Genomic DNA, 21,146 nt, shown 5'->3' on the forward strand with positions numbered 1-21,146 from the left:
CTCACGAGAACGAGCCGTGCAGCCACCAAGCTGCATCGGCTTCAAGACGAGTTTGGTAAATCCAAAGCGGTCCGGCGTGGTCGCTCCACGCAATCCAGTAGTCGCGGACGACAGCGTGACACTCACGCTTGGCTTCGTCGCGATGCCACCAACCGTCTTCGACGGCGTGAGGCCCGGCGAGAAGCTTCAAGGGGCCTTGGTATTGAGGACGGCCATCCCGCACGGACAGCTTCAAGGGTTCCGCGAGCACAAACGAGGGCGCCGGGTAGCGAGAACGTGGGCCCGGCTTCCGAGGACGCTTTTCAGAGGCAGCGCGCCAGGTGCAGACCCATTCGAGCCTGTTGTCGTCACCCACAAACGGGCGGCAGACCTTTGCTGGGCCGAACCGTGCGGCAAGGCGTTCTTGCAGCATGCCGACCGTCTCCCGCTCCAACACCGTATCGGGAAGGAGCGACGCGCTGACTTCGTGAAGGGCATGAACTTCTGTCGCAGCCAGCTCTAGGTCGCCTACTGGGGCGAGCAACGTGACTTTGGCCAAGTGCTCGGATAGCAACCGGAAGAGGTGGTCGATGTCTCGCATGGCGACGGCCGTTCGAACAACCAAACCTCCGCCGGTGCCGGCATCTTTTGAGCGCATGCTGTCATGCCACCAGTTCAATGTGAACGCGGTAATTCCTGCATGCCTGGCCGCGAGCCAACCGCACATCTGGAGCAGTAGCTTGCGAGCGCCGACTAAGAGCTCTGGCGCATGCTCGACCCGAAACGGGAGCTCGAGTTTGGTGGTAAATGCATCGGGCACTTCAACCCATTTGTGGGCTTCTGGTTGAACACCATAGGCTTGGTCCAAGGCTCGCAGCAGTGATTTGTCGAAGCGGCGAGTGATGCCCGCGCGCGGCAGCCTACGTATGTCCCCAAGGGTGCGCGCACCCGTTCGCAGGAGCACCGACATGTGGGGCACGACTGCGCTCAAGACTTGCATGGGAAGCGGGTCGAGCATTGACTCCAGACCTCGCTTGAGGCCGTTCTCAATGCCGGCGCGCGCAAAAGCGAGAGCTGCAAGACTGTTTGGTGCCCAAGAGACCTTCGCTACTCCGAGCTCGGCGGACTCGGCAACTACACGGTCGCGCAGAGCACGCCGGCCCTTAAAAAGGCGCGTGCTGGCATCGACTTCCATTGCGACGGACTCCTCGAGGACAGTGACCCGTGGCGTGAACTGCAACGCCCAGACGGCCAATGCTCGAATGTCGTCATCAATGGGGGACGGCTTGCCGCTCGGGGCCGGGAGTCGAAGTGCGCACCACAGCATCGGGCACTCGCGACGTGAAGCGACTTGGGTATCGAAGTCGCGGGGTCATGATGGTCTTGAGTCCACATGGGATGGACTCAAGGCGAAGTTCTGTCTCGCATGGCGCTCCTCTGCGCTTGAGGATGCGTACGCGCAGCTCCCAGTCCTCGCAGAGTTTGGCCTCAAGTCGTAGAGGTGCAGCGGACGCTTCTGAAGCCGCGGAGGCAAGGCGGAACAGAAATACCGGCGCGTCACAACCTGCCGCGAGCACTTGCAGGCGGCGGACTTGGTCGGCTCGAACCTGCGGCAACCAGGCCAGCACGGCTCCGCATGCATTGCTCTTTATGGCTTGCTCCGTTGACCAGAGTCGGTCAGCCGGCTTGTCAACATCAACCCACAAGATTCGGTCGGGGTCTATGCCGTCGAGTTGAAGGCCCGGCGGAAATGGGCAGCGGGGCGGCCCGACCACCACCAAGTCTCTTCCGTGGCTGCAAATGGCGCGCAGGGCGGGGGACGCGAGTCGCCATTCGAGCAATGCGAATTGGGCTGTAAGGACCTCCGTCAATCCTCGACAGGGCCATCCATGACCGGGGAGCTCAGCATCCAGGTCTGCAAAGCCGGTCGGGACTACCAACTCGACACCGCGCCCCAATTGGTCCGCACGCCAAATCGACGCCTCAACCTCAGGGGGAAGTAGGCGAGGGATGGTGGCAATAGATGGGTTGATTGGCGCGGAGAGGGGCGCAGGCAACACCATCGCGGCAGAAATATCCGAAGGCATGGCGATGGAAAACGCTGTATGAACATACAGTATACTTGCCTGCCTGAATTGTCAAAGCACTATGGCCCGTCGAGTGCCTACGCTGACCGGACGGAGTCAGCGGTTGTGCATCAGACGGATACATTGAAAGGAGTTCCTATGGCCCCGCCCGCCTGGCAACAGAGCGTCTTCGACAAGCTCATTGAACTTCGGCTGCTTTGGCTGGACGCAGACTCGCCACCGGACCTTGTAGGTGTCTTATCTCGTGGCGAGTACGTTGCACTTGCCCTCGCGTCTGGCTATGCGCGCGTGCTCAAGGACCCAGTCGACAGCTTCTTGTATCTCGATGGCTGGCTTCAATCGTGGGTGCTTGGTCAGCGAGGGCAGCAGAGATACATCGGACAGCGAATCGGTGTTGACCCAGATTAAGTTCGGCCAAATGTGTAGGGACTGCGTGACCCTAACAATTGCCGCACGCTGCGCACTCCGTGGTGCTCAAGGTGCTAGTCCGTTCGAGGACTAAATGCGGACTTTGTCTGCCCACATGCGAACAAGCGCTGCAGCGTCCCGACTGGCGTCACGCTCTGCCTCGGCATAGGTGTCTCGATAGCACAGGCATTCATGCTCAACCCTGACGGCGGTCTTGCCCTGGTAGCAGCTGACCCGTCCCACGAAAAAGCCACTGACCGACTTGACCGAGGTAAAGGCGCTGACGTCTGGAGAGAAGTAGAGAGCAGGCATGTGGGCCTCGCTGGCGACTCGACCGCATGATGATGCAGCGAGCGGCGAGCGATTGCAATGGAATGGGGCGAGCGCAAAAGCGAGCCGAGCTCGAGATTAAGAAGGCTTCGCTACTCCATCGAATGAGGCATCTCTTCGATAGAAGGTGGGCTGCGGCGGGACTTGAACCCACGAGGCCCCAACTTCCCATCCAGTACTGCCAAGGCGCTGCAGGCAACCGGGCCGAATTCTGAGGTCGTCGCCCTGGGGCGATATAGATGGTGTAGGCCTGACCGCCTCCCAAATTCAAGTTTACGGGTGACTGGAACCCATCCTCTGAGCCCGTTGTTGTTGATATGGCCCCTTTCGCTGCGAAAGCGTCCGGTGAAGGCCTCTTGACTAGGCGCAAACCACTGGCCTTTCTCAATGGCTGGCTTCAATCCTGGGTGCTTTGTCAGCAACGGCAGCAGCGGTACATCGAACAGCGAACTGGTGTTGACTGAGTGGTGAAACGTCGCCGCGCGATGCAGTCATTGAAGCCGCCCCCGCCGCCGAGCATGGCGCTCAGGCAGCGGTGGAAGCCTGGGACTCTGTTGCCCAGTCTTTGAGGAGTTTGTGCAGCTTGCTGGCAAGTGCCTCTGCAAGCGACATCGCCATTCTTTCTTCGTGGCCGACTCTGCTGGACGAAACGAGGAGGTTGGTTTGCTTGATGAGTGTCAGAAGTCGAAGTGCCGAAGCCACAACTTCGGCGCGCGGCTTGTCCAGCAAGACCTCCAATTTCAGAAGCTCGGACAGCTCTGCAATCGCTCGTGCATTTGAGGTAACGGTCTGACCCCTGGCTCCCCGCAGGAGGTCGGGCAGGGAAACCGCGACGCTGTCCAGGTCCTCGATGGTTTTGACGATGTCTTGCAATTTGATGCTCTGCGGGAGGTCGGCCCCATTGCGACCGCTCTTGCGCAGACTGTGGGCGTAGTAGAAATTGTCGCAGCATCCCCAATGCTCTTGGGGCCAGAACGCCACCTCTTCCGCAGCCTCACTTCTAACAGCAGTCCCGCGATTCTGTCTCGGGGCGCGGATTCCGGCCACATTGACGTCTTGTGCGGGCTCACACTGACCACCTGAGCGCGATTTGGTGGCCCGAACTGGCCGTGGCAGCCGCCTACTTTTCAGGCGGAGGGCGGCTCGCCTACAGCTGCTTCGCGACCGCGAGCCTCCCTTCTGTGGATGTCTAGAAAGGCCTGGGCGACTCAGTCCTGTAGAGTCCTTTGGGAGAAGAGGCGGCCTGTGGAAACTTGGACGACGCCTAAGAACAAGACGGAGGCTTCGTGGTGTTGAGCTTGGACTTCAAACGTATTCGAGAACATCGAGGAACTCAGAACGGCGGCTTCGAGGAACTCTGCTGTCAGCTGGCCGCACTGGAGGACCCGGCTGCAGGCTCCAGGTTCATTCGGAAAGGTCCGGGAGCCGACCAAGGCCTTGAGTGCTACCGGACCTACGCGGGTGGACACGAGGTCGGCTGGCAAGCGAAGTACTTCATCAACGGCTTCGATGACGGTCAAGTAAACGACCTGGATAACTCGTTGCAGCGCGCGCTCAGCGCCCATCCGCAGTTGACGACTTTCGTTGTCTGCCTGCCCATCGACTTGCGTGACAACCGGTCGGGCAAGAAGGCCAGCGAAGTTCAGCGCTACGAGAAGTGGCGCAAAAAGAGCATCGACGACGCAGCCGCCAATGGCCGCACCGTCGAAATCGAACTCTGGAGTGCGTCGAGCATCGGCGAGCGGCTAGGTCGCGACGACCCAGCGTACTCTGGACGGGCACGATACTGGTTCGACACCGTCAGATTCAGCTCTGCCTGGTTCCGCGACAAGCTCGACGTTCAGCGCCACAACCTGGGTGAGCGCTACAGCCCCGAAAGCCACGTGGAGCTGCCCATCCAGCAAGCCTTGCAAGCAGTGGCACGCAACCCAGAATTGCTGGCAATGCCTGCGACCTGGGCAGCCGAGATTACGTACAAGATGGACGGCGCAGCCGGGAGCTTGTCGCGCGAAAAGCTGTCGTCTGCTGCCGACCGAGTGCGACAAGCCTGCGAGCCGCTGCTGCAAGACCTTGGGGTCCCTCCCGTGCCCTTGGAAGCCTCGGTGCCCCTGGAGAGCTGGGCGGCGCTGGCGGCCGCGGCCATCGAAAGCATCTCCGAAGCCCTAACAGAGGTTGAGGACAAGGTCCCCGAAAAGAGTCGCTACGCCCCTCGCAAGGATTTGTTCGACCTCTATTCGGCGGTCGACCGCGTCCGCGAGGAGATTGCCAGCGTGCGCTGGCAGCTCATGAACAAGCGCGAGCTGGTCATCTCGGGTCCCGGTGGCATCGGCAAATCGCACCTAATCGCTGACTTCGGACACAGGCAGCTTGAGGCAAGCCGCCCCTTTGTTCTGGTTCTCAGCGGAAGCCTGACCGATGGAGACCCATGGGAGCAAATCCGAGGTCAGTTGGACCTGGCCCAAGTCACAACCGCCGACTTCCTGGGCGCGCTCGATGCTGCAGCCGAAGCCACCGACTGCCGGGCGGTGCTGGCCATTGACGCTCTCAACGAAAGGCAGGGCATCGCCCTGTGGGAGCCGCGCCTGTTGGGATTTATCCGACTGGTCCAGAAGTTCCCTCGGCTGGCGCTGGTGCTGACCGTGCGCAGCACGTACTTCCGCTTTCTCCCGCTGAAGGGCATTGAGCACGTTGTGCACCCCGGCTTTGCCGGCCACGCAGGAGCCGCAGCAAAGGCCTATCTCGACCGCCGCGGCATCGCGCGGCCGAGCTCTCCGAATCTGGCGAGGGAGTTCGAGAACCCACTGTTCCTTCGAACCTGCTGCGAGTACCTCGACACCGAAGACCTCAAGCAGCTTCCCAAGGGCATGGACGGCATTACCGCCATCTTTGACTTCTATCTCACTGCGGTGGCGAACAAGGTCCAGAGGGAGCTGAAGCTCATCCCCGAGCTGAAGATTCCGCGCAAAGCGTTGGAGCAGTTCCTGGAAGCCTGCGCGGCCTATAGCGATGGCGGAAGCCTGCCCATGGCAGACACCATCAAGCTACTGGAAGGCATCCACAATTCGGGCGGATACACAGACCGCAGTCTCTTTTCTGCGTTCATGTCAGAGGGCGTCCTCACGCAAGACGTCGTGTGGCAGCCTGGGGGGGGCCACAAGGAAGTCATCAGATTCACGTTTGAGCGGCTGTCCGACCACCTGCGTGCCAAAAGGCTCATCGGCCAAATTGACCGCGCGGACCTTGAAGGCTCGTTCCGACGAGCACCACTGGTCGCCTACTTCGAACCGTTCGAGAGCTGGCAGTTTGCCGGGGTCATCGAGGCCCTGGCAGTACAACTGCCGGAGGAGTTTGGCTGTGAGATATTCGATGTGCTGCCCAAGGAGGCCATCGACGACTCGTCGCTCTGCGACGCTTTCGAGAATTCGCTGGCATGGCGGAGTCCCAAGGCGTTCACAAGTCGAACGGCCAGATGGGTGGACAAGCTCTGCGAGACCACTGGCCGCTCGGCCTACGGCTTGATGCTTCTGGTCAGTACCGAGCCTGAGAACGTGTTCAACGCCAACTGGCTACACAAGGACCTATGGCCGCGTCCGATGCCGCAGAGAGACGCTGCATGGTCGGTGTTTCTGGCGAAGGATGACTTGGACGAGGGCGGTGCAGTTGTCTCGCTTATCGACTGGGCCTGGGAGACTGACGCCAAGGAAGTCGATGAACAGCGCCTGTGGCTTGCCGCGGTAACGCTGACCTGGTTCTTGTCGACCAGCAACCGTGCCGTGCGCGACCGCGCCACCAAAGCTCTCGTGAACTTGCTTTCTTGCAAGCTTGGTTGTGCAGCGGCTCTTGTCGACCAATTCGCCGACGTCGACGACCTGTACATCACTGAGCGCCTCCTCGCTGCCTGCTACGGCGCGGCCATGCAGGGCATAGACCGAGCCCGTTGCAGGGTACTCGCCGCTTCGGTCTGGAGAAACTACTTTGCTGAAGGCAAGCAGCCGCCGCTGAACTTGATGGCCCGGGACTATGCCGTCGGTGTCCTGCTCTACGCTCAGGCTGCAGGCCAGTTGCCGGCGGAGGTCGACCTCGACTCATGCAAGGCCAAGTTCAAGTCAGCCTGGCCGTTGGAATCTGTGACGGAACAGGACCTCGAGAAGTATCGCGGCCGGGGATACGGCGATTCGATTTGCTCCTCTACGAACGAGCACGGCGACTTCGGAAACTACACATTGCGCGGTTGGTTGCACGACATCGTGGATGCGCCGCGCACCCATGCTGGCAACACCACCAAGGAACTCTTCGAGCTCTGGCAGGAGGACCTGATAGACAAGGCGACCCACAAGCAGCAAGAAGCCTACCTAGCGCTGCGAAAGCTGACAGTCGACTATCGCCTGCGGCCTTTGCGCCTTTCCTTCACCGAGAAGCGCACCGACCGGTCCGAGCGGCTATGGACCGAGGTCGTGCAAGCCAACCAAGCATTCAAGGAGTCGTTGTCCGAGGAACTGCGCGCTGAATATGTCGGGTTCGCGGAACATCATCTTCTTGAGTCAACGCGCATGCGGGACGACAACAGGCGCCCGTCAGAGGTCGACCATGGCCCTGTAAGGCGATGGATTTGCGAGCGCGCGCACCAGCTCGGTTGGGCCGAAGAGCTCTTTGAGCAGTTCGAGCGGAGCGGGAGTGTTAGCCACGACCGCATGGGCAAGCATCGGGTGGAGCGGGTCGGCAAGAAGTACCAGTACATCGCGCTCGCTGAGGCAACGGCTCGCATGACCGACAACCTGGCGATTTGTTCGTGGGGAGACGACGGGAAGCTCAGGGCGTTCGAGCCTGGCCCGCGCGGTCGTGATATGAAGAGGGACTTGGACCCATCCCTCCTTGTTCGAAGCACCCTAGAAACCGGGTGGGAAGCCACGCCGGTCACGTGGTGGAATCCGTCTGCGCCCCGACTCCCGTCCGGAGATACAGACCTGCTCCTTGCATGGGTGCACGTCGAAAGCGATTTGTGCAACGACCTCGGTCAAATCGAGGTGGTCAGCCCCGACGGGGAGCGATGGCTGACGGTGTACGGCTTTCGCCACTGGACCGTGCCTGGTCAGAGCAGGCGAAATCACGCAGACGCTTGGTCGCGAATCAGCTGCCTGGTCACAGCTCTCGGCAACGGTCGTCAGCTCGCACAGGAGCTGCTTGGCAGGCACCGGGGTGACGTGTCCCGACTGTGGGAAAGCGGATACCTGGCCCCCTTTTTGGGCGAGCACGGCTGGCGAGACACGAAGGGAATCGAGCTAGAGAAGAACGCAGGGGCTGGCATCAATACGCCCTACACGGGCATCGTTGAATCCCTGAACGTAGAAGGCAATGGCAAGGACAACTCCATCGACGAAGGATTCTCGCTATACCTGCCTTCGTCCGGTGTTATCAAGATGCTGGGCTTGCACCTGCGAAGTGGCAAGGCTCCCGAGTACGTCGATAGCGACGGCGTCCTCAGGTGGCAAGACCCTTCGCTGAACGCGCGCGGGGCTGGAGCCGGCGTGGTTTCCGGCGACTACTTCCTGGGTCATCTAGCGAGCGCCGGACTCGAGCCCGTATGGGTGCTGGCCGGAGAGAAGAACGTCTATGCAGGCCAAGACGTTGGGGGAGCTATGGGCGGGTTCGGCGGCCGCCTATCCCACACAACCGCATTCGCAATGGATGCTGGCGTGCTGAAGTCTTTCGGAACGAGGACTGAGTTCCTTTCGCCAAGGGCTGAACAGCTCGATAAACTGAAGGAACGGTGAAGCGCATGCAGGCGCAACTTGCTCTGCCTACTGGCTCAAGCCACTACGTTCCTGGTTCCTACCGCCCGGAGGCTGGCCCTTGAAGCAGTCATGGGGGTCTACTGCGGCCGGCCAGTTGTTCACGCGGAGCCAACCATGGCGACTGACCATGGAAGGCGAGCAGTTCATGCTGAAGGTTGGAGGCCAAACCCGCAAGGGGCACATCCTGCTTCTCGACAAGCTGGAAATCGAGGCGGGTGCTTTCTGGGCAACTGTTCGACTGCACGAGGACGGTCGCCAGACCCTGCAGCTCGACGGAATTCCCAACGGGCGCGCCAAGCACCTAAAGGAGCAACTGGCCGCCACCGTCGCCGTCCTTCGTCGACGTCATCACATTGGCGAGTTGTCCAAGCAACTAGCCCCGGCGTTGAATGAAGTCGTTGCATGGAAGATGGACACCCACAGCGCCTGTGTCGACCAGCTGCGCAGGCGCGGGTGGTTGGACGGCGAGCTGGCTGAAAAGCTTTCCGCTCGCAAGCCGACTGCCTTAGCTTCTTTGCTGGCAGAACCCGAGCTGATGGCTCTTCTTCGGGCCCAGCCAGCCGATGTTCAGGATGCCGTCAACGACTGGCGCCAGCCGTTCTCCAAGACGGTGCTGGCCATCAACGCCCGGCAGCGAGAACGCCAGCTCGAGCTTGCTGCTCAGTTCCTGGCGACCGTGGAAAAGTCACCCCTGACCAAAGAGCAAGCCGAGGCCGTCATCTGCTTCGACAACCGCGTGCTGCTGGTTGCCGCCGCTGGTTCGGGCAAGACCGCCACCATGGTTGCCAAGACTGGGTATGCACTCAAGTTCCGCTACTTCGAGCCCGAGCGCATCCTGCTGCTGGCCTTCAACAATGATGCCGCCGCCGAACTGAGGAAGCGGCTTTCCGACCGCCTCGTCCCGCTTGGTCTCCCCGCAGAAGGTGTGACTGCCCAGACCTTCCATGCGTTCGGTCTGACGGTCATTGGCCAGGCGACAGGCAAGAAGCCATCCGTCGCCAGTTGGCTCGACAACGGGCAGGACTTGGAGGCCCTGCTGGGGATGGTGGATGACCTCAAAGGCTCAGACCCAGTTTTCCGTACCCAGTGGGACATGTTCCGGCTCGTTTTCGGCCAGGACCTGCCGGAGTTCGGCAAAGAGGCAAGCAACCCCGATTCGTGGAGCCGTACGGGCGACCATGAGGGCTTCTGGACTCTTAACAATGAAGTTGTCCGCAGTCGTGGCGAGCTCATCATCGCGAACTGGTTGTTCTACAACGGCATCCGCTACGTCTACGAGGCTCCTTACGAGGTCGACACGGCGACGCCACAGCACCGCCAATACCGCCCCGATTTCTACCTTCCAGACGTCGACGCCTACCTTGAGCATTGGGCCGTCAACGCGAAAGGTGAGCCGCCGGCCGAGTTTGCCGGCTACAAGGAAGGCATGGCATGGAAGCGGCAGGTCCATGCGCAGAACGGCACCAAGCTGCTTGAGACAACCATGGCAGACATGTGGTCCGGCCAGCTGTTTCGGAAGCTTGAGAGTCAACTTGCAGACCTGGGGGTCGAACTCGACCCTAACCCCGACCGAGCCGCACCAGGACGCCAGCCCATCGAGAGCCCGCGGCTCGTGCGCACCATTCGTACGTTTCTCACCCACGTCAAGAACAACCGGCTGACCAACGAGCAGCTCCGGAGCCGTCTCGATAACGGCATCGCAGGGACGTTCCGATTTCGCCACCAGATGTTTTTGGACCTGTTCGAGAAGCTCTGGGACAGCTGGGAGACGAGACTGCGCCAGGATGGCGTCATCGACTTCGAGGACATGCTCAACATGGCCACCGACTGCCTGGAGTCCGGTCGGTGGCAGAGCCCTTACGAACTCGTGATGGTCGACGAGTTCCAGGACGCCAGCCAATCCCGGGCCCGCCTGGTCGCTGCGTTGGTTAGCAAGCCCGGCCGCTACCTCTTCGCGGTTGGCGACGACTGGCAGTCCATAAACCGCTTCGCCGGCGCGGACTTAGCCGTCATGGCCGAGTTCGAGCAGCACTTCGGCAAGGCTGTGACCCTCAAGCTCGAGACCACGTTCCGCTGCGCGCCATCTCTTTGCGACATCAGCAGCAAGTTCATCCAGAAGAACCCCCGCCAACTGCGCAAGTCCGTCCGTTCGCCGCGCGAGCAGGTTGCAGAACCGGTGAGCGTCGTGCGCGTCACCAACGAGTGGCAGGCCAAATCCGCCATTGAGGCCACCATCGCGCGCCTTATTGAATCCCAGCCTGGCGCTAAGCCCTCCGTGTACGTACTCGGGCGATACCAGCGAGACCGCGAGCACTTCCCAACACATCTCGCTTCGCCTGAGATAGACCTTCAGTTCATGACCGTCCACTCGTCAAAGGGATTGGAGGCCGACCACATCATCATCCCGAACGTCACGTCGGAGACGCTCGGATTTCCTTGCCGCATTGTCGACGACCCGGTGCTAATGCTGGCGATGCCAGGTGGCGATAGCCACGAGTTCTCGGAAGAGCGCCGACTGTTCTACGTCGGCCTCACGAGGGCTCGCAAAACCGTCACCCTAGTCACGGTCGAGCGCAAGGAGTCGACCTTCATTTCCGAGCTCATACGCGACCACGGCATCAAGGTCCTGAACGCTGAAGGCAAAGCGAGTAGCGCCGAACTCTGTACTAACTGCAGCGCTGGCTTCCTCGTAGCGCGCCGAGGGAAGTGGGGACCGTTCATGGGCTGCTCGAACTACCCCCGTTGCAAGTTCACCAGACGCCTTGAAAGCTAGTGGCTGACGACTCAATCAATGAGACTCAAATACTGCGGCGGCACATGGTCTACAAGCCAAATGTCGTTGTCACTCAAGAGGAAGGTGACTCCTGTCTGGGCAAGGGCGAACGAAGCAACTCCCAACACCACTGGAGGGCCATGCCGCATCCCAACCTGTTTCGCTGAATCGAAGTCATGCGAGAGGTGCACGTGGTGCCGGCGCATCGGCAGGAGCCCGCGCTTCAGGATGCTTGGGAGGGCTGTCACTGAAGTGCCGTGAAAGAGGACGGGAGGGGGCTTCTTAGGGCGAAGCAGCGGACGGACATTCGACACTGAATGCCCCTGGCATGCCCGAATCCTTGTGCCGTCGTCGGACAGCACGAATCTCTGCTTGTCGTTCCGAGCAACGATTTGAGAAAGCTGATGGCGAGTAATTGAGACTCCTGACGCCGCCATACCCGCAATCAAGTCATCCACTTGGCACCACCCCTGGCTATCTAGTGAGACTCCGGCCGCCTCGGGGCGGTGCCGTAGGGCCCGGGCGAGAAGCTTGCTCAGGTGGACAAGGTCGTCAGAGAGCTTCATGCACTACTCTGAAGACTGCTGGGCTACCGTGGCCAACGCAAGGGGCTCTCCCCAGATGGACGGCAACGCGCTTGCGGTCATTGCCAGGTCCCCTTGGCGGGGGAAATGTGCAAGAAGCTTCCCGGCTTGCGTGAGCACCCGCGAAACATCCAGAGACTCAGGCTTCTCGGTTGCCAGCGCGCAAAGGAAGAGTTCGGCGTTGAGTACCGCAAGGGTGCGTTGGGCTGGTGTGGTCATGATTGCCAAAGTCCTTTCTTGAGTTCAACGGGCGGGCGCGCGTGGACCGCGCCACGGGCATTTTCAAGACGAGCAAATCCCTGAATTTCCTGGAGGTGACGGAGTCCCGTTGTCATCGTCACGACCTCATTTCATGACTGTGTTTGCAATATGCACACTATAGAGGATTTAAACAAGACAATGTATTCGAAAGACTGACCGCCTTTCATCAGTTTGGCGCGCATGGCTTCTTCGATAGATTGGGACGCGGTAGTCGGTATTGCCATCGCTGTTCGACGACGAAAATTGCAATTGACTCAGGAGTCGCTTGCTGAGGGTGCCGGCATCCATCGAAATTACCTCGCAGATGTGGAAAGAGGTAAGAAGAGTCCGACCCTTAGAGTCTTCTACGACCTTGCTGTCGCGCTTCAGACGACTCCGGACAAGCTCGTAAAACAAGCGCTGACTTACCTGGAAGACGAAGAAAAGCGACTCTCCGCGATAGCGGCACTACCGCCGCGACGACCAGGACGGCCGCTCAAAGGGGGCGGGGGGGATTCCTAGGCGTGCCGGCCTGACCGACCTGGGCGGTCGCCTCTCCCAGAACCTGGGCTGCCTGGCACTCTCCGGGACAAATCAATGCACCAGCTGAATAGGTGGCTTGTCTCAGAAGGCGCAGGTGTGTGCACTGGCATGCACCCTCCTACGAACGCCTATGCCTCCCTATGGAATGCAGATTCCTGTGGCATATAAGAATTGGTTGTATCTACTGCTTCGCGCGGCCCACGCACAGCTACCTGAACCTCTCGCCGGGCCTGGATTTCGAGACCCGCATCATTGCCAAGGTCAACGCCGTCGAGCGTCTGCATGCGGCCTTCGCATCGCGCGCCTACAGCCCTAAGCTGCTGTGCCTGGGCACCGCCACCGACGCCTACCAGCCCATCGAGCGCAAGCTATGCATCACGCGCGGCCTGGTGGAGCTGATGGCGGCCTGCCAGCACCCGTTCTCCATCGTCACCAAGTCCGCGGGCGTGGAGCGCGATCTGGACCTGCTGGCGCCGATGGCCGCCAGGCGCCAGGTGGGCGTCTATGTGTCCATCACCACGCTGGACCCGACACTGGCGCGCATCCTCGAGCCGCGCGCGGCCGCGCCGCAGCGGCGCCTGCGCACGCTCAAGACCCTGGCCGAGGCGGGCGTGCCGGTGGGGGTGAGCGTCTCGCCCATCATTCCCTTTCTGAACGAGCCCGAACTGGAGCAGATCCTGGCCGCGGCCGCCGAGGCGGGCGCCAGCAAGGCCTTCAGCATCCCGCTGCGCCTGCCCTGGGAGGTGGCACCGCTGTTCCAGGACTGGTTGCAGCAGCATGTGCCCGACAAGGCCGCGCGCGTGATGGCCCGGGTGCGCGAGATGCGCGGGGGTGCCGACAACGATCCGCGCTTCGGCTCGCGCATGCGGGGCGAGGGCATCTGGGCCCAACTGCTGCAGCAGCGCATGCGCAAGGCCTGCGCGCGCCTGGGGCTCAACCGCGAACGCATCCCGCTGGACCTGAGCCAGTTCCGGCCCCCGGCCTCGCCGGGCGGGGCACAGGCCGAGCTGTTTTGAACTCAGGGCTGGCGGCAGGGCGCCAGCAGATCCCAGTCGCTGCGCCTTACCTGGGTCTGCACGCCCATCAGGCCCAGGGTGGTGTGGAAGAGGTGGTCGTGCGAGAGCGGCTGGTCCAGGCGCTGGGCCAGGCATGCGCGCGACACGCCGGCCGCCTGCGCGCTGGGCTCGGGCAACCACAGGATCAGCGGCACCTGCTTCTGCTCCTGCGGCGCCACGGCATAGGGCATGCCATGCAGGTAGAGCTTGTTCTCGCCCAGCGACTCGCCATGGTCGGAGACATAGAGCAGGCTGGTGTCAAAGCGCGCCTGCTGGGTCTTGAGCCAGGCAATCAGGCCGGCCAGCACATGGTCGGTGTAGGCGATGGTGTTGTCGTAGGCGTTCAGCACCTGCTCGCGCGGGCATTGCTGCAGGGCATTGCTGCGGCATTCGGGCTGGAAGGGCTTGGCCGCGGCCGGCGAGCGCTTGAAATAGGCCGGCCCGTGGCTGCCCATCTGGTGCAGCACCAGCACCACGCCGCGCGCCACGCGCGCCGGGTCGAGCGCGGCGATGCGCTGATCCAGGCCATGCAGCAGGGCGGCGTCCAGGCATTCCTCGCCATCGCACAGCCCGTCGGGCAGCGGCGCGGCGCCGGCGGCCGGGGTGCCGGCCATGCTGTTGGGGATACGCTCGCACAGGCCCTTGCAGCCCGACTGGTTGTCCAGCCACAGCACCGCGAGGCCGGCACGTTGCAGCACGTCCAGCAAGTTTTCCTGTGCACCCTTCTGGCTGCCGAAGGCCTCGCGGCCCAGTGGCGAGAACATGCAGGGCAGGGAGGCGGCGGTGCTGGTGCCGCAGGCGCTCACGGCGCGGAAGCTCAGCACCTCGAGCTTGGCCAGCTCGGGGTTGGTGTTGCGGGCATAGCCGTTCAGCGAGAAGTTGGCGGCGCGCGCGGTCTCGCCCACCACCAGCATGAACAGCGGCGGCTTGCTGCCGGCGGCGCGCGGCGTCAGCCGCGCATCCGCGCCCAGCACCTGCGCGGGGCCATGCGGCGCCTGCTGCGATTCGACGGCCACCGTGCCGAGCGACCAGAAGGCCGTCATCGGGTTGATCATGTAGCGCAACTCCTTGTAGTTGCGCATCGTCGAGGCCAGCTCGGCAAAGCTGCTCATGGCCAGTGCCACCGCCAGCGCCATGCCCAGCACAAAGCTCAGCAGATTCAGGCCCAGGCTGGGCAGCAGCTTGCGGTGCGCCAGCGGGCGACGCCACAGCCACCAGCTGGGCAGGCCGCCCAGCAATGCCAGCGTGAGGAACAGGCGCAGACTCAGCAGATCGCGCGTCTCGCGCGCATCGGTATGCAGCACGTTGACGATCATGGTGGGGTCCACCACGATGCCGTAGCTGCTCATGAAATGCGTCAGCGCGGCCGCGGTGAGCAGGCACAGCGCCAGCACCGGCTTGATCAATCCGCGCCAGCACAGCAGGCTCAGCAGGCCGGCGGTGAGGCTCACCACCATGCCGGCGAACACCAGCACGAACAGGCGGCCGGCGGCGTCGCCCAGCTCGGGCAGGTCCAGCATGCGCTGCCACAGCGGCCAATTGCACAGCAGGCCCATCCACAGGGCGGCCAGCCAGGTCAGGCTGAGGGGTGAGTTCAGGCGGGGGCGCAGAAAGCCGGGCAGGCGCATGGGGTGGGGCGTGGGACCAAAGCCCCCGATTGTGGCTCAGCCGCGCAATGCCAGCCCGCCCGCGCTGCGCGCCTGCCGTACACCCGCGCCGCCGCCCAGGGGCTGGACGAAGCGGCGGTGCAGCTCGCCGATCTGCTCGCGCAGCTCGGTCGCGTTGTCGATCTTCTCCTCGTGGCGCTTGAGCACCAGGCTGGCCATGTCGATGAGCTTGGCGTTGCGCGTCTCCGCGCCCTGCTGTATCAGCAGCTCCACGCCCACCTTGGCGGTGCCGCGCATGGAGTGGCGCATCGCCGTCTCGGCGATAGCGAAGATGCGCGCATGGCAATCGCGCAGCTCCTGCACGGCCATCTCGTTGTTCTCGGCCATCGCGATCAGCACCTCGGTGGCCGACTTGGTGGTGCAGTAGCGCAGGCCGATGCGGGTCAGCAGGGCGGTCATCTCCTCCAGCTGGATCTCCTGGCCGGCAAAACGCATCCACAGCGCCACCAGCAGGCTGGCCGCCTCCAGGTCGAAGTTCTCGCGATTCAGTTCCAGGCTGAAATCGCGGGCGACCTGCAGGGCGTCGGCCACGCGGCGCTCCTGCAGCAGGCGCAGGCCGTTGACGACGGTGGCGAAGCGCTGCAGGCGGGTCGACTTGGGGGCGCGCTCCAGCTCGCGCTGCATGGCCTCGTGCATCTGCTTGAGGCCGCGCGTGTCCTTGCTGTCAAAGCGCATCAGCGCGACCAGCACCAGGGTCAGCATGTCGAAGAGCTTGGAGCGCAGGCCGGTGGCGATGGTGCGTTCCAGCTGCTTGAGCGCCTCGTCGCGCTGGCCCACATAAAAGGCCAGCGTGCCGGCGCGCTGCTGGCGCAGCAGGCAGCCCGGCGTCAGGTTGGCGGCGGTGCGGTAGGTCGCCATGGCCTGTGCAATCTCGCCCTGTTCCATCTGCACCCGGCCCATCACGTCGTAGGAGTCGGCATGGCCGGGCAGGTCGCCGATCAGGGTCTCCAGCGTGCGGCGCGCGGCCGCCGGGTTGCCGGAGGCCAGCTCGCTGCGCGCCACGCCCAGGCGCGCCCAGGGCACGGTGCGGGCCTCGATGATGGCGTCGTAGAGCTTGCGGGCATCGTCGTGCCGCTCCAGGCGCAGCAGCAGCTCGGCACCGATGCGGGCGGCGTAGAGCCAGAACTGCTCGCGGGCCTGGAAGCGCCGCAAGCAATGCGCGGCCGCGGCCTCGTAGTTCTGTGCCTCCAGCGCCTCGAAGATGTCCTTCAGCACGCGCTTGCGGTGCCTGGCGTGGGTGAGGCGTTCGGCCAGCGAGGCGCTGGTGTAGGGCTTGATCAGGTAGGCGTCGAGTGCGGCCTCGGCGGCCTCGGCCACCTTGGCGTAGGAGGCCTCGCCGGTGACCATGATGAAGACGGTGGAGTGGGGCAGCAGCTGCTCGCGGCGCAATTCGTCCAGCAGGTCCTGGCCGGACATCTCGCTGCCGTCGAAGTGGTAGTCGCACAGCACGATGTCGTAGGCCTTGTGCTCCAGGATCACGCGTGCATCGCTGATGCGGGTGGCCTGACGCACCATGCCTACGCCCAGCTCGCGCAGCTGCGCCGCCATCAGGCTGCGCGAGGTGGCGTTGCTGTCGATGACCAGGGCGCTGGCATCCTGGATGCTGCTGTCGATCAGCTGCATGGCCGGGCAGGCGCAGCGCTGCGTATGGAGACGGGCTTGCTCACCCCGGTTTCTTCGGCCGGATCACGCACGACTTGAGCGCCACGCCGTGACGCAAGTCGCGCGCACGCCCACTTGGCGGCCTCGGCCTACTTGAACAGGTCCTTGACGCGGTCGGTCCAGCTCTTGGCATTGGGCGAGTGGCGCTCGCCGCCGTCCTTGAAGCTCTTGTCCAACTCCTTGAGCAGCTTGCGCTGGTGCTCGGTGAGCTTGACCGGCGTCTCCACGCTGATGTGGCAGTACAGATCGCCCGGATAGCTGGAGCGCACGCCCTTGATGCCCTTGCCGCGCAGGCGGAAGGTCTTGCCATGCTGGGTGCCTTCGGGCAGATCGATCTCGGCCTTGCCGCCCAGGGTCGGCACCTCGATGCTGCCGCCCAGCGCGGCGGTGGTCATGGCCACCGGCATGGTGCAGTGCAGGTCGTCGCCATCGCGCTCGAACAGCTCATGCTGCTTGATGCGGATCTCGATATAGAGGTCGCCGGCCGGGCCGCCGTTCACGCCTGGCTCGCCATTGCCGGCCGAGCGGATGCGCATGCCCTCGTTGATGCCGGCCGGGATCTTGACCTCCAGCGTCTTGCTCTTCTTGAGCTTGCCCTGGCCGCTGCAGACGGTGCAGGGGTCGGGGATGATCTTGCCGCTGCCATGGCAATGCGGGCAGGTCTGCTGGATCGAGAAGAAGCCCTGGCGCATATGCACCGTGCCGCTGCCGTTGCAGGAGCCGCAGCTCTTGGCGCTGGTGCCAGGTTTTGCCCCGGTGCCGCTGCAGGTCTCGCAGCTTTCCCAGGAGGGGATGCGGATCTGCGTTTCCTTGCCGCGTGCGGCCTCTTCCAGCGTGATCTCCATCGCGTAGCTGAGATCGCTGCCGCGGTAGACCTGCTGGCCGCCACCACGCCGGCCGGCACCGCCGGCGCCACCGAAGATGTCGCCGAAGATGTCGCCAAAGGCCTCGGCGAAGCCGCCAAAGCCCTCGGCCCCCGGGCCGCCGCGGCCGCCCATATTGGGGTCCACGCCGGCATGGCCGTACTGGTCGTAGGCGGCGCGTTTCTGCGCATCCGAGAGCATCTCGTAGGCCTCCTTGGCCTCCTTGAACTGCTCTTCGGCCTTCTTGGCCCCGTCACCCTGATTGCGGTCGGGGTGGAACTTCATGGCCAGCTTGCGATAGGCCTTCTTGATCTCTTCCTCGCTGGCGTTCTTGGCCAGGCCGAGGATCTCGTAATAGTCACGCTTTGCCATGGGGGAGCATCCGGGGCGTAGAAAAAAGGTGCGCCGCGTCAAGCCTTTCAGGCTTGCGCGGCGGCTTGGTGCAAGCGACCGGCAGGCCGGCGCGCACGCGTCTTACTTGCTGTCCTTGACTTCCTTGAACTCGGCGTCGACCACGTTGTCGTCGGCCGGCTTGGCGCTGGCTTGCTGCTCGTGCGAATGTGCTTGGGGCTGCTCGGCCCCGGCACCTGCGGCACCCGCACCGGCGGCGGCTTGCGACTCGGCGTAGATCTTCTCGCCCAGCTTCTGGCTGGCCTTCATCAGCTCTTCGGTCTTGCCCTCGATGGCGGCCTTGTCATCGCCCTTGATGGCTTCTTCCAGGTCCTTGATGGCGGCCTCGATCTTGTCCTTCTCGCCGGCATCCAGCTTGTCGCCATGCTCGGTGAGCGACTTGCGCACGCTGTGCACCATGCCATCGGCCTGGTTCTTGGCCTGCACGAGCTCGACCTTCTTCTTGTCTTCGACGGCGTTGGCTTCGGCGTCCTTCACCATCTTCTCGATCTCGGCTTCGGAGAGGCCCGAGTTCGCCTTGATGGTGATCTTGTTTTCCTTGCCGGTGCCCTTGTCCTTGGCGCCCACGTGCAGGATGCCGTTGGCGTCGATGTCGAAGCTCACCTCGATCTGCGGCGTGCCGCGCGGTGCCGGCGGGATGCCTTCGAGGTTGAACTCGCCCAGGCTCTTGTTGCCCGAGGCCAGCTCGCGCTCGCCCTGGTAGACCTTGATGGTCACGGCCGGCTGGTTGTCGTCGGCGGTCGAGAAGGTCTGGCTGAACTTGGTCGGGATGGTCGTGTTCTTGGCGATCATCTTCGTCATCACGCCACCCAGGGTCTCGATGCCAAGCGACAGCGGCGTCACGTCCAGCAGCAGCACGTCCTTGCGCTCGCCGCCCAGCACCTGGCCCTGGATCGCCGCGCCCACGGCCACGGCTTCATCGGGGTTGACGTCCTTGCGCGGCTCCTTGCCGAAGAACTCCTTGACCTTGTCCTGCACCTTGGGCATGCGGGTCATGCCGCCGACCAGAATCACGTCGTCGATCGCGCTCACCGACACGCCGGCATCCTTGATGGCGGTGCGGCAGGGGGCGATGGTGCGCTCGATCAGCTCTTCCACCAGCGACTCCAGCTTGGCGCGGGTCAGCTTGATGTTCAGGTGCTTCGGGCCCGAGGCATCGGCGGTGATGTAGGGCAGGTTGACGTCGGTCTGCGAGCTGTTCGACAGCTCGATCTTGGCCTTCTCGGCGGCTTCCTTGAGGCGCTGCAGGGCCAGCACATCCTTGGTCAGGTCGACGCCTTGCTCTTTCTTGAACTCGGTGACGATGTAGTCAATGATGCGCTGGTCGAAGTCTTCGCCGCCCAGGAAGGTGTCGCCATTGGTCGACAGCACTTCGAACTGCATTTCGCCGTCGACATCGGCGATCTCGATGATGGACACGTCGAAGGTGCCGCCGCCCAGGTCATACACGGCGATCTTGCGGTCGCCCTTGCCATGCTTGTCCAGGCCGAAGGCCAGGGCCGCGGCGGTGGGCTCGTTGATGATGCGCTTGACGTCCAGACCGGCGATGCGGCCGGCGTCCTTGGTGGCCTGGCGCTGGGCGTCGTTGAAGTAGGCCGGCACCGTGATCACGGCCTCGGTGACTTCCTCGCCCAGGTAGTCCTCGGCGGTCTTCTTCATCTTGCGCAGGATCTCGGCCGAGACCTGCGGGGGCGCGAGCTTCTTGCCGCGCACTTCCACCCAGGCGTCGCCGTTGTCGGCGGCGGCGATGCTGTAGGGCATCAGGTCGATGTCCTTCTGCACTTCCTTTTCGGTGAACTTGCGGCCGATCAGGCGCTTCACCGCATAGATGGTGTTCTTGGGGTTGGTGACGGCCTGGCGCTTGGCCGACGCACCCACCAGCACTTCGCCATCTTCCTGGTAGGCAATGATGGACGGGGTGGTGCGAGCGCCTTCGGCGTTCTCGATCACGCGCGTCGTGTTGCCTTCCATGACCGAGACGCACGAGTTTGTGGTGCCCAAGTCAATGCCGATGATCTTTCCCATTTTTATAACTCCTGAATGTGGTGCGATGGTTCTGAATTGTGGATAAGTCGCTGCTTTTCAAGGGGCAGCGGCCTGTGAATTACTTGGGTGCCGAGACCGTCACGAGGGCCGGGCGCAGCACCCGGTCGGCGATCAGATAGCCCTTCTGCAGCACCGCCACCACGGTGTTGGCTTCCTGCTCGGCGGGCACCATCGAGATCGCCTGGTGCTGGTGCGGATCGAACTTCACGCCGGCGCCGGGGTTGATCTCCAGCACCTTGTTGCGCTCCAGTGCGGCGGCCAGCTGGCGCTTGGTGGCGTGCACGCCCTCCAGCACCGTTTCGACCTTGGCGTCGGGCGTCGCGATGGCCGCTTCCATGCTGTCCATCACCGGCAGCATGGCTTCGGCAAAGGCCTCCACCGCGTACTTGCGGGCCTTGGACATTTCGTCCTCGGAGCGGCGGCGGATGTTCTCGGTCTCGGCCTTGGCGCGCAGATAGGCGTCGGACATCTCGGCCAGACGGGCCTCGGCTTCGGCCAGCTTGGCCTCGATGCTGGGCTCGGCGGCGGTGGCGCTGCCTTCGGTCTGGGCCGCCTCGGCGGTGCTTGCGGCGTTGGGTTCCTGGGACATGGATGGCTCGATCGTCATGGTCTGTGTGATGCTGGCTGGGCCCCCGCGCGATTAAGGCTTTCGGGGTAACCGCGCCCATATGGGGCGAGAGCCCGGGCTTTCAAGAGGGGGATTTTC

General features: G+C 63.2%; 15 protein-coding genes. 4 read left to right on the forward strand and 11 right to left on the reverse strand.

The annotated features are described in order from the left end of the window. Nucleotide 1: 1 nt before the first annotated feature. From AC3WQY_RS01460 to AC3WQY_RS01475, 4 genes are all read right to left on the reverse strand, one after another. Nucleotides 2-1,174, reverse strand: a complete 1,173-nt coding sequence (locus tag AC3WQY_RS01460) for a Y-family DNA polymerase (RefSeq protein ID WP_492705194.1) — start codon at nucleotides 1,172-1,174, stop codon at nucleotides 2-4. 76 nt (nucleotides 1,175-1,250) lie between these two features. Beyond that, entirely contained in the window at nucleotides 1,251-2,066 is an 816-nt protein-coding gene (gene imuA / locus AC3WQY_RS01465) for a translesion DNA synthesis-associated protein ImuA (RefSeq protein ID WP_492705196.1), read from the reverse strand. Nucleotides 2,067-2,564: 498 nt separating this feature from the next. Beyond that, nucleotides 2,565-2,786, reverse strand: coding sequence for a hypothetical protein (locus AC3WQY_RS01470; RefSeq protein WP_492705198.1), 222 nt, complete (start codon nucleotides 2,784-2,786; stop codon nucleotides 2,565-2,567). A gap of 543 nt (nucleotides 2,787-3,329) precedes the next feature. After that, the gene (locus tag AC3WQY_RS01475) at nucleotides 3,330-3,677 is read right to left on the reverse strand and encodes a hypothetical protein (RefSeq protein ID WP_492705200.1); all 348 of its coding nucleotides are present in this window, start codon (nucleotides 3,675-3,677) and stop codon (nucleotides 3,330-3,332) included. A gap of 425 nt (nucleotides 3,678-4,102) precedes the next feature. On the opposite strand from AC3WQY_RS01475, the gene AC3WQY_RS01480 reads away from it, so the two are divergent. Beyond that, nucleotides 4,103-8,575, forward strand: coding sequence for an NACHT domain-containing protein (locus AC3WQY_RS01480; RefSeq protein ID WP_492705202.1), 4,473 nt, complete (start codon nucleotides 4,103-4,105; stop codon nucleotides 8,573-8,575). Nucleotides 8,576-8,654: 79 nt separating this feature from the next. Then, a complete protein-coding gene (locus tag AC3WQY_RS01485; protein ID WP_492705204.1) occupies nucleotides 8,655-11,369 on the forward strand; it encodes a UvrD-helicase domain-containing protein in 2,715 nt (904 codons plus the stop codon). An 11-nt stretch (nucleotides 11,370-11,380) separates the two neighbouring features. On the opposite strand, the gene AC3WQY_RS01490 is transcribed toward AC3WQY_RS01485, so the two are convergent. Next, nucleotides 11,381-11,935 carry an RNA 2'-phosphotransferase gene (locus tag AC3WQY_RS01490; RefSeq protein ID WP_492705206.1) on the reverse strand — a complete coding sequence of 185 codons (555 nt, stop codon included), beginning with the start codon at nucleotides 11,933-11,935 and terminating at the stop codon, nucleotides 11,381-11,383. A gap of 3 nt (nucleotides 11,936-11,938) precedes the next feature. After that, complete coding sequence (locus AC3WQY_RS01495) at nucleotides 11,939-12,172, reverse strand: BPSL0761 family protein (RefSeq protein WP_492705208.1); 234 nt, start codon at nucleotides 12,170-12,172, stop codon at nucleotides 11,939-11,941. A gap of 222 nt (nucleotides 12,173-12,394) precedes the next feature. Here AC3WQY_RS01495 and AC3WQY_RS01500 point away from each other — a divergent pair, with 222 nt between their 5' ends. Further along, complete coding sequence (locus tag AC3WQY_RS01500) at nucleotides 12,395-12,715, forward strand: helix-turn-helix domain-containing protein (protein WP_492705210.1); 321 nt, start codon at nucleotides 12,395-12,397, stop codon at nucleotides 12,713-12,715. Between the two features lie 161 nt (nucleotides 12,716-12,876). After that, nucleotides 12,877-13,752, forward strand: a complete 876-nt coding sequence (locus AC3WQY_RS01505; RefSeq protein WP_492705213.1) for a PA0069 family radical SAM protein — start codon at nucleotides 12,877-12,879, stop codon at nucleotides 13,750-13,752. A 2-nt stretch (nucleotides 13,753-13,754) separates the two neighbouring features. Here AC3WQY_RS01505 and AC3WQY_RS01510 read toward each other — a convergent pair whose 3' ends face one another. From AC3WQY_RS01510 to grpE, 5 genes are all read right to left on the reverse strand, one after another. Further along, nucleotides 13,755-15,419 carry a phosphoethanolamine transferase gene (locus AC3WQY_RS01510; protein ID WP_492705215.1) on the reverse strand — a complete coding sequence of 555 codons (1,665 nt, stop codon included), beginning with the start codon at nucleotides 15,417-15,419 and terminating at the stop codon, nucleotides 13,755-13,757. Nucleotides 15,420-15,455: 36 nt separating this feature from the next. Next, complete coding sequence (locus tag AC3WQY_RS01515) at nucleotides 15,456-17,081, reverse strand: response regulator (RefSeq protein WP_492705217.1); 1,626 nt, start codon at nucleotides 17,079-17,081, stop codon at nucleotides 15,456-15,458. A 128-nt stretch (nucleotides 17,082-17,209) separates the two neighbouring features. Further along, entirely contained in the window at nucleotides 17,210-18,355 is a 1,146-nt protein-coding gene (gene dnaJ / locus AC3WQY_RS01520; RefSeq protein ID WP_285232874.1) for a molecular chaperone DnaJ, read from the reverse strand. Between the two features lie 102 nt (nucleotides 18,356-18,457). Next, a complete protein-coding gene (dnaK, locus tag AC3WQY_RS01525) occupies nucleotides 18,458-20,419 on the reverse strand; it encodes a molecular chaperone DnaK (protein ID WP_492705221.1) in 1,962 nt (653 codons plus the stop codon). Between the two features lie 79 nt (nucleotides 20,420-20,498). Continuing rightward, complete coding sequence (gene grpE, locus AC3WQY_RS01530) at nucleotides 20,499-21,029, reverse strand: nucleotide exchange factor GrpE (RefSeq protein ID WP_285232872.1); 531 nt, start codon at nucleotides 21,027-21,029, stop codon at nucleotides 20,499-20,501. Nucleotides 21,030-21,146 lie beyond the last annotated feature (117 nt).

Source organism: Roseateles sp. FW301-B2 (assembly GCF_058788955.1).

Excerpts from the sequence above, each read along its gene's own strand:
- AC3WQY_RS01460 (WP_492705194.1), bottom strand. The coding sequence starts at position 1,174 with ATGGAAGTCGATGCCAGCACGCGCCTTTTTAAGGGCCGGCGTGCTCTG.
- imuA (WP_492705196.1), bottom strand. The coding sequence starts at position 2,066 with ATGCCTTCGGATATTTCTGCCGCGATGGTGTTGCCTGCGCCCCTCTCC.
- AC3WQY_RS01470 (WP_492705198.1), bottom strand. The coding sequence starts at position 2,786 with ATGCCTGCTCTCTACTTCTCTCCAGACGTCAGCGCCTTTACCTCGGTC.
- AC3WQY_RS01490 (WP_492705206.1), bottom strand. The coding sequence starts at position 11,935 with ATGAAGCTCTCTGACGACCTTGTCCACCTGAGCAAGCTTCTCGCCCGG.
- AC3WQY_RS01495 (WP_492705208.1), bottom strand. The coding sequence starts at position 12,172 with ATGACCACACCAGCCCAACGCACCCTTGCGGTACTCAACGCCGAACTC.
- AC3WQY_RS01500 (WP_492705210.1), top strand. The coding sequence starts at position 12,395 with ATGGCTTCTTCGATAGATTGGGACGCGGTAGTCGGTATTGCCATCGCT.
- AC3WQY_RS01505 (WP_492705213.1), top strand. The coding sequence starts at position 12,877 with ATGGAATGCAGATTCCTGTGGCATATAAGAATTGGTTGTATCTACTGC.
- AC3WQY_RS01510 (WP_492705215.1), bottom strand. The coding sequence starts at position 15,419 with ATGCGCCTGCCCGGCTTTCTGCGCCCCCGCCTGAACTCACCCCTCAGC.
- AC3WQY_RS01515 (WP_492705217.1), bottom strand. The coding sequence starts at position 17,081 with ATGCAGCTGATCGACAGCAGCATCCAGGATGCCAGCGCCCTGGTCATC.
- dnaJ (WP_285232874.1), bottom strand. The coding sequence starts at position 18,355 with ATGGCAAAGCGTGACTATTACGAGATCCTCGGCCTGGCCAAGAACGCC.
- dnaK (WP_492705221.1), bottom strand. The coding sequence starts at position 20,419 with ATGGGAAAGATCATCGGCATTGACTTGGGCACCACAAACTCGTGCGTC.
- grpE (WP_285232872.1), bottom strand. The coding sequence starts at position 21,029 with ATGTCCCAGGAACCCAACGCCGCAAGCACCGCCGAGGCGGCCCAGACC.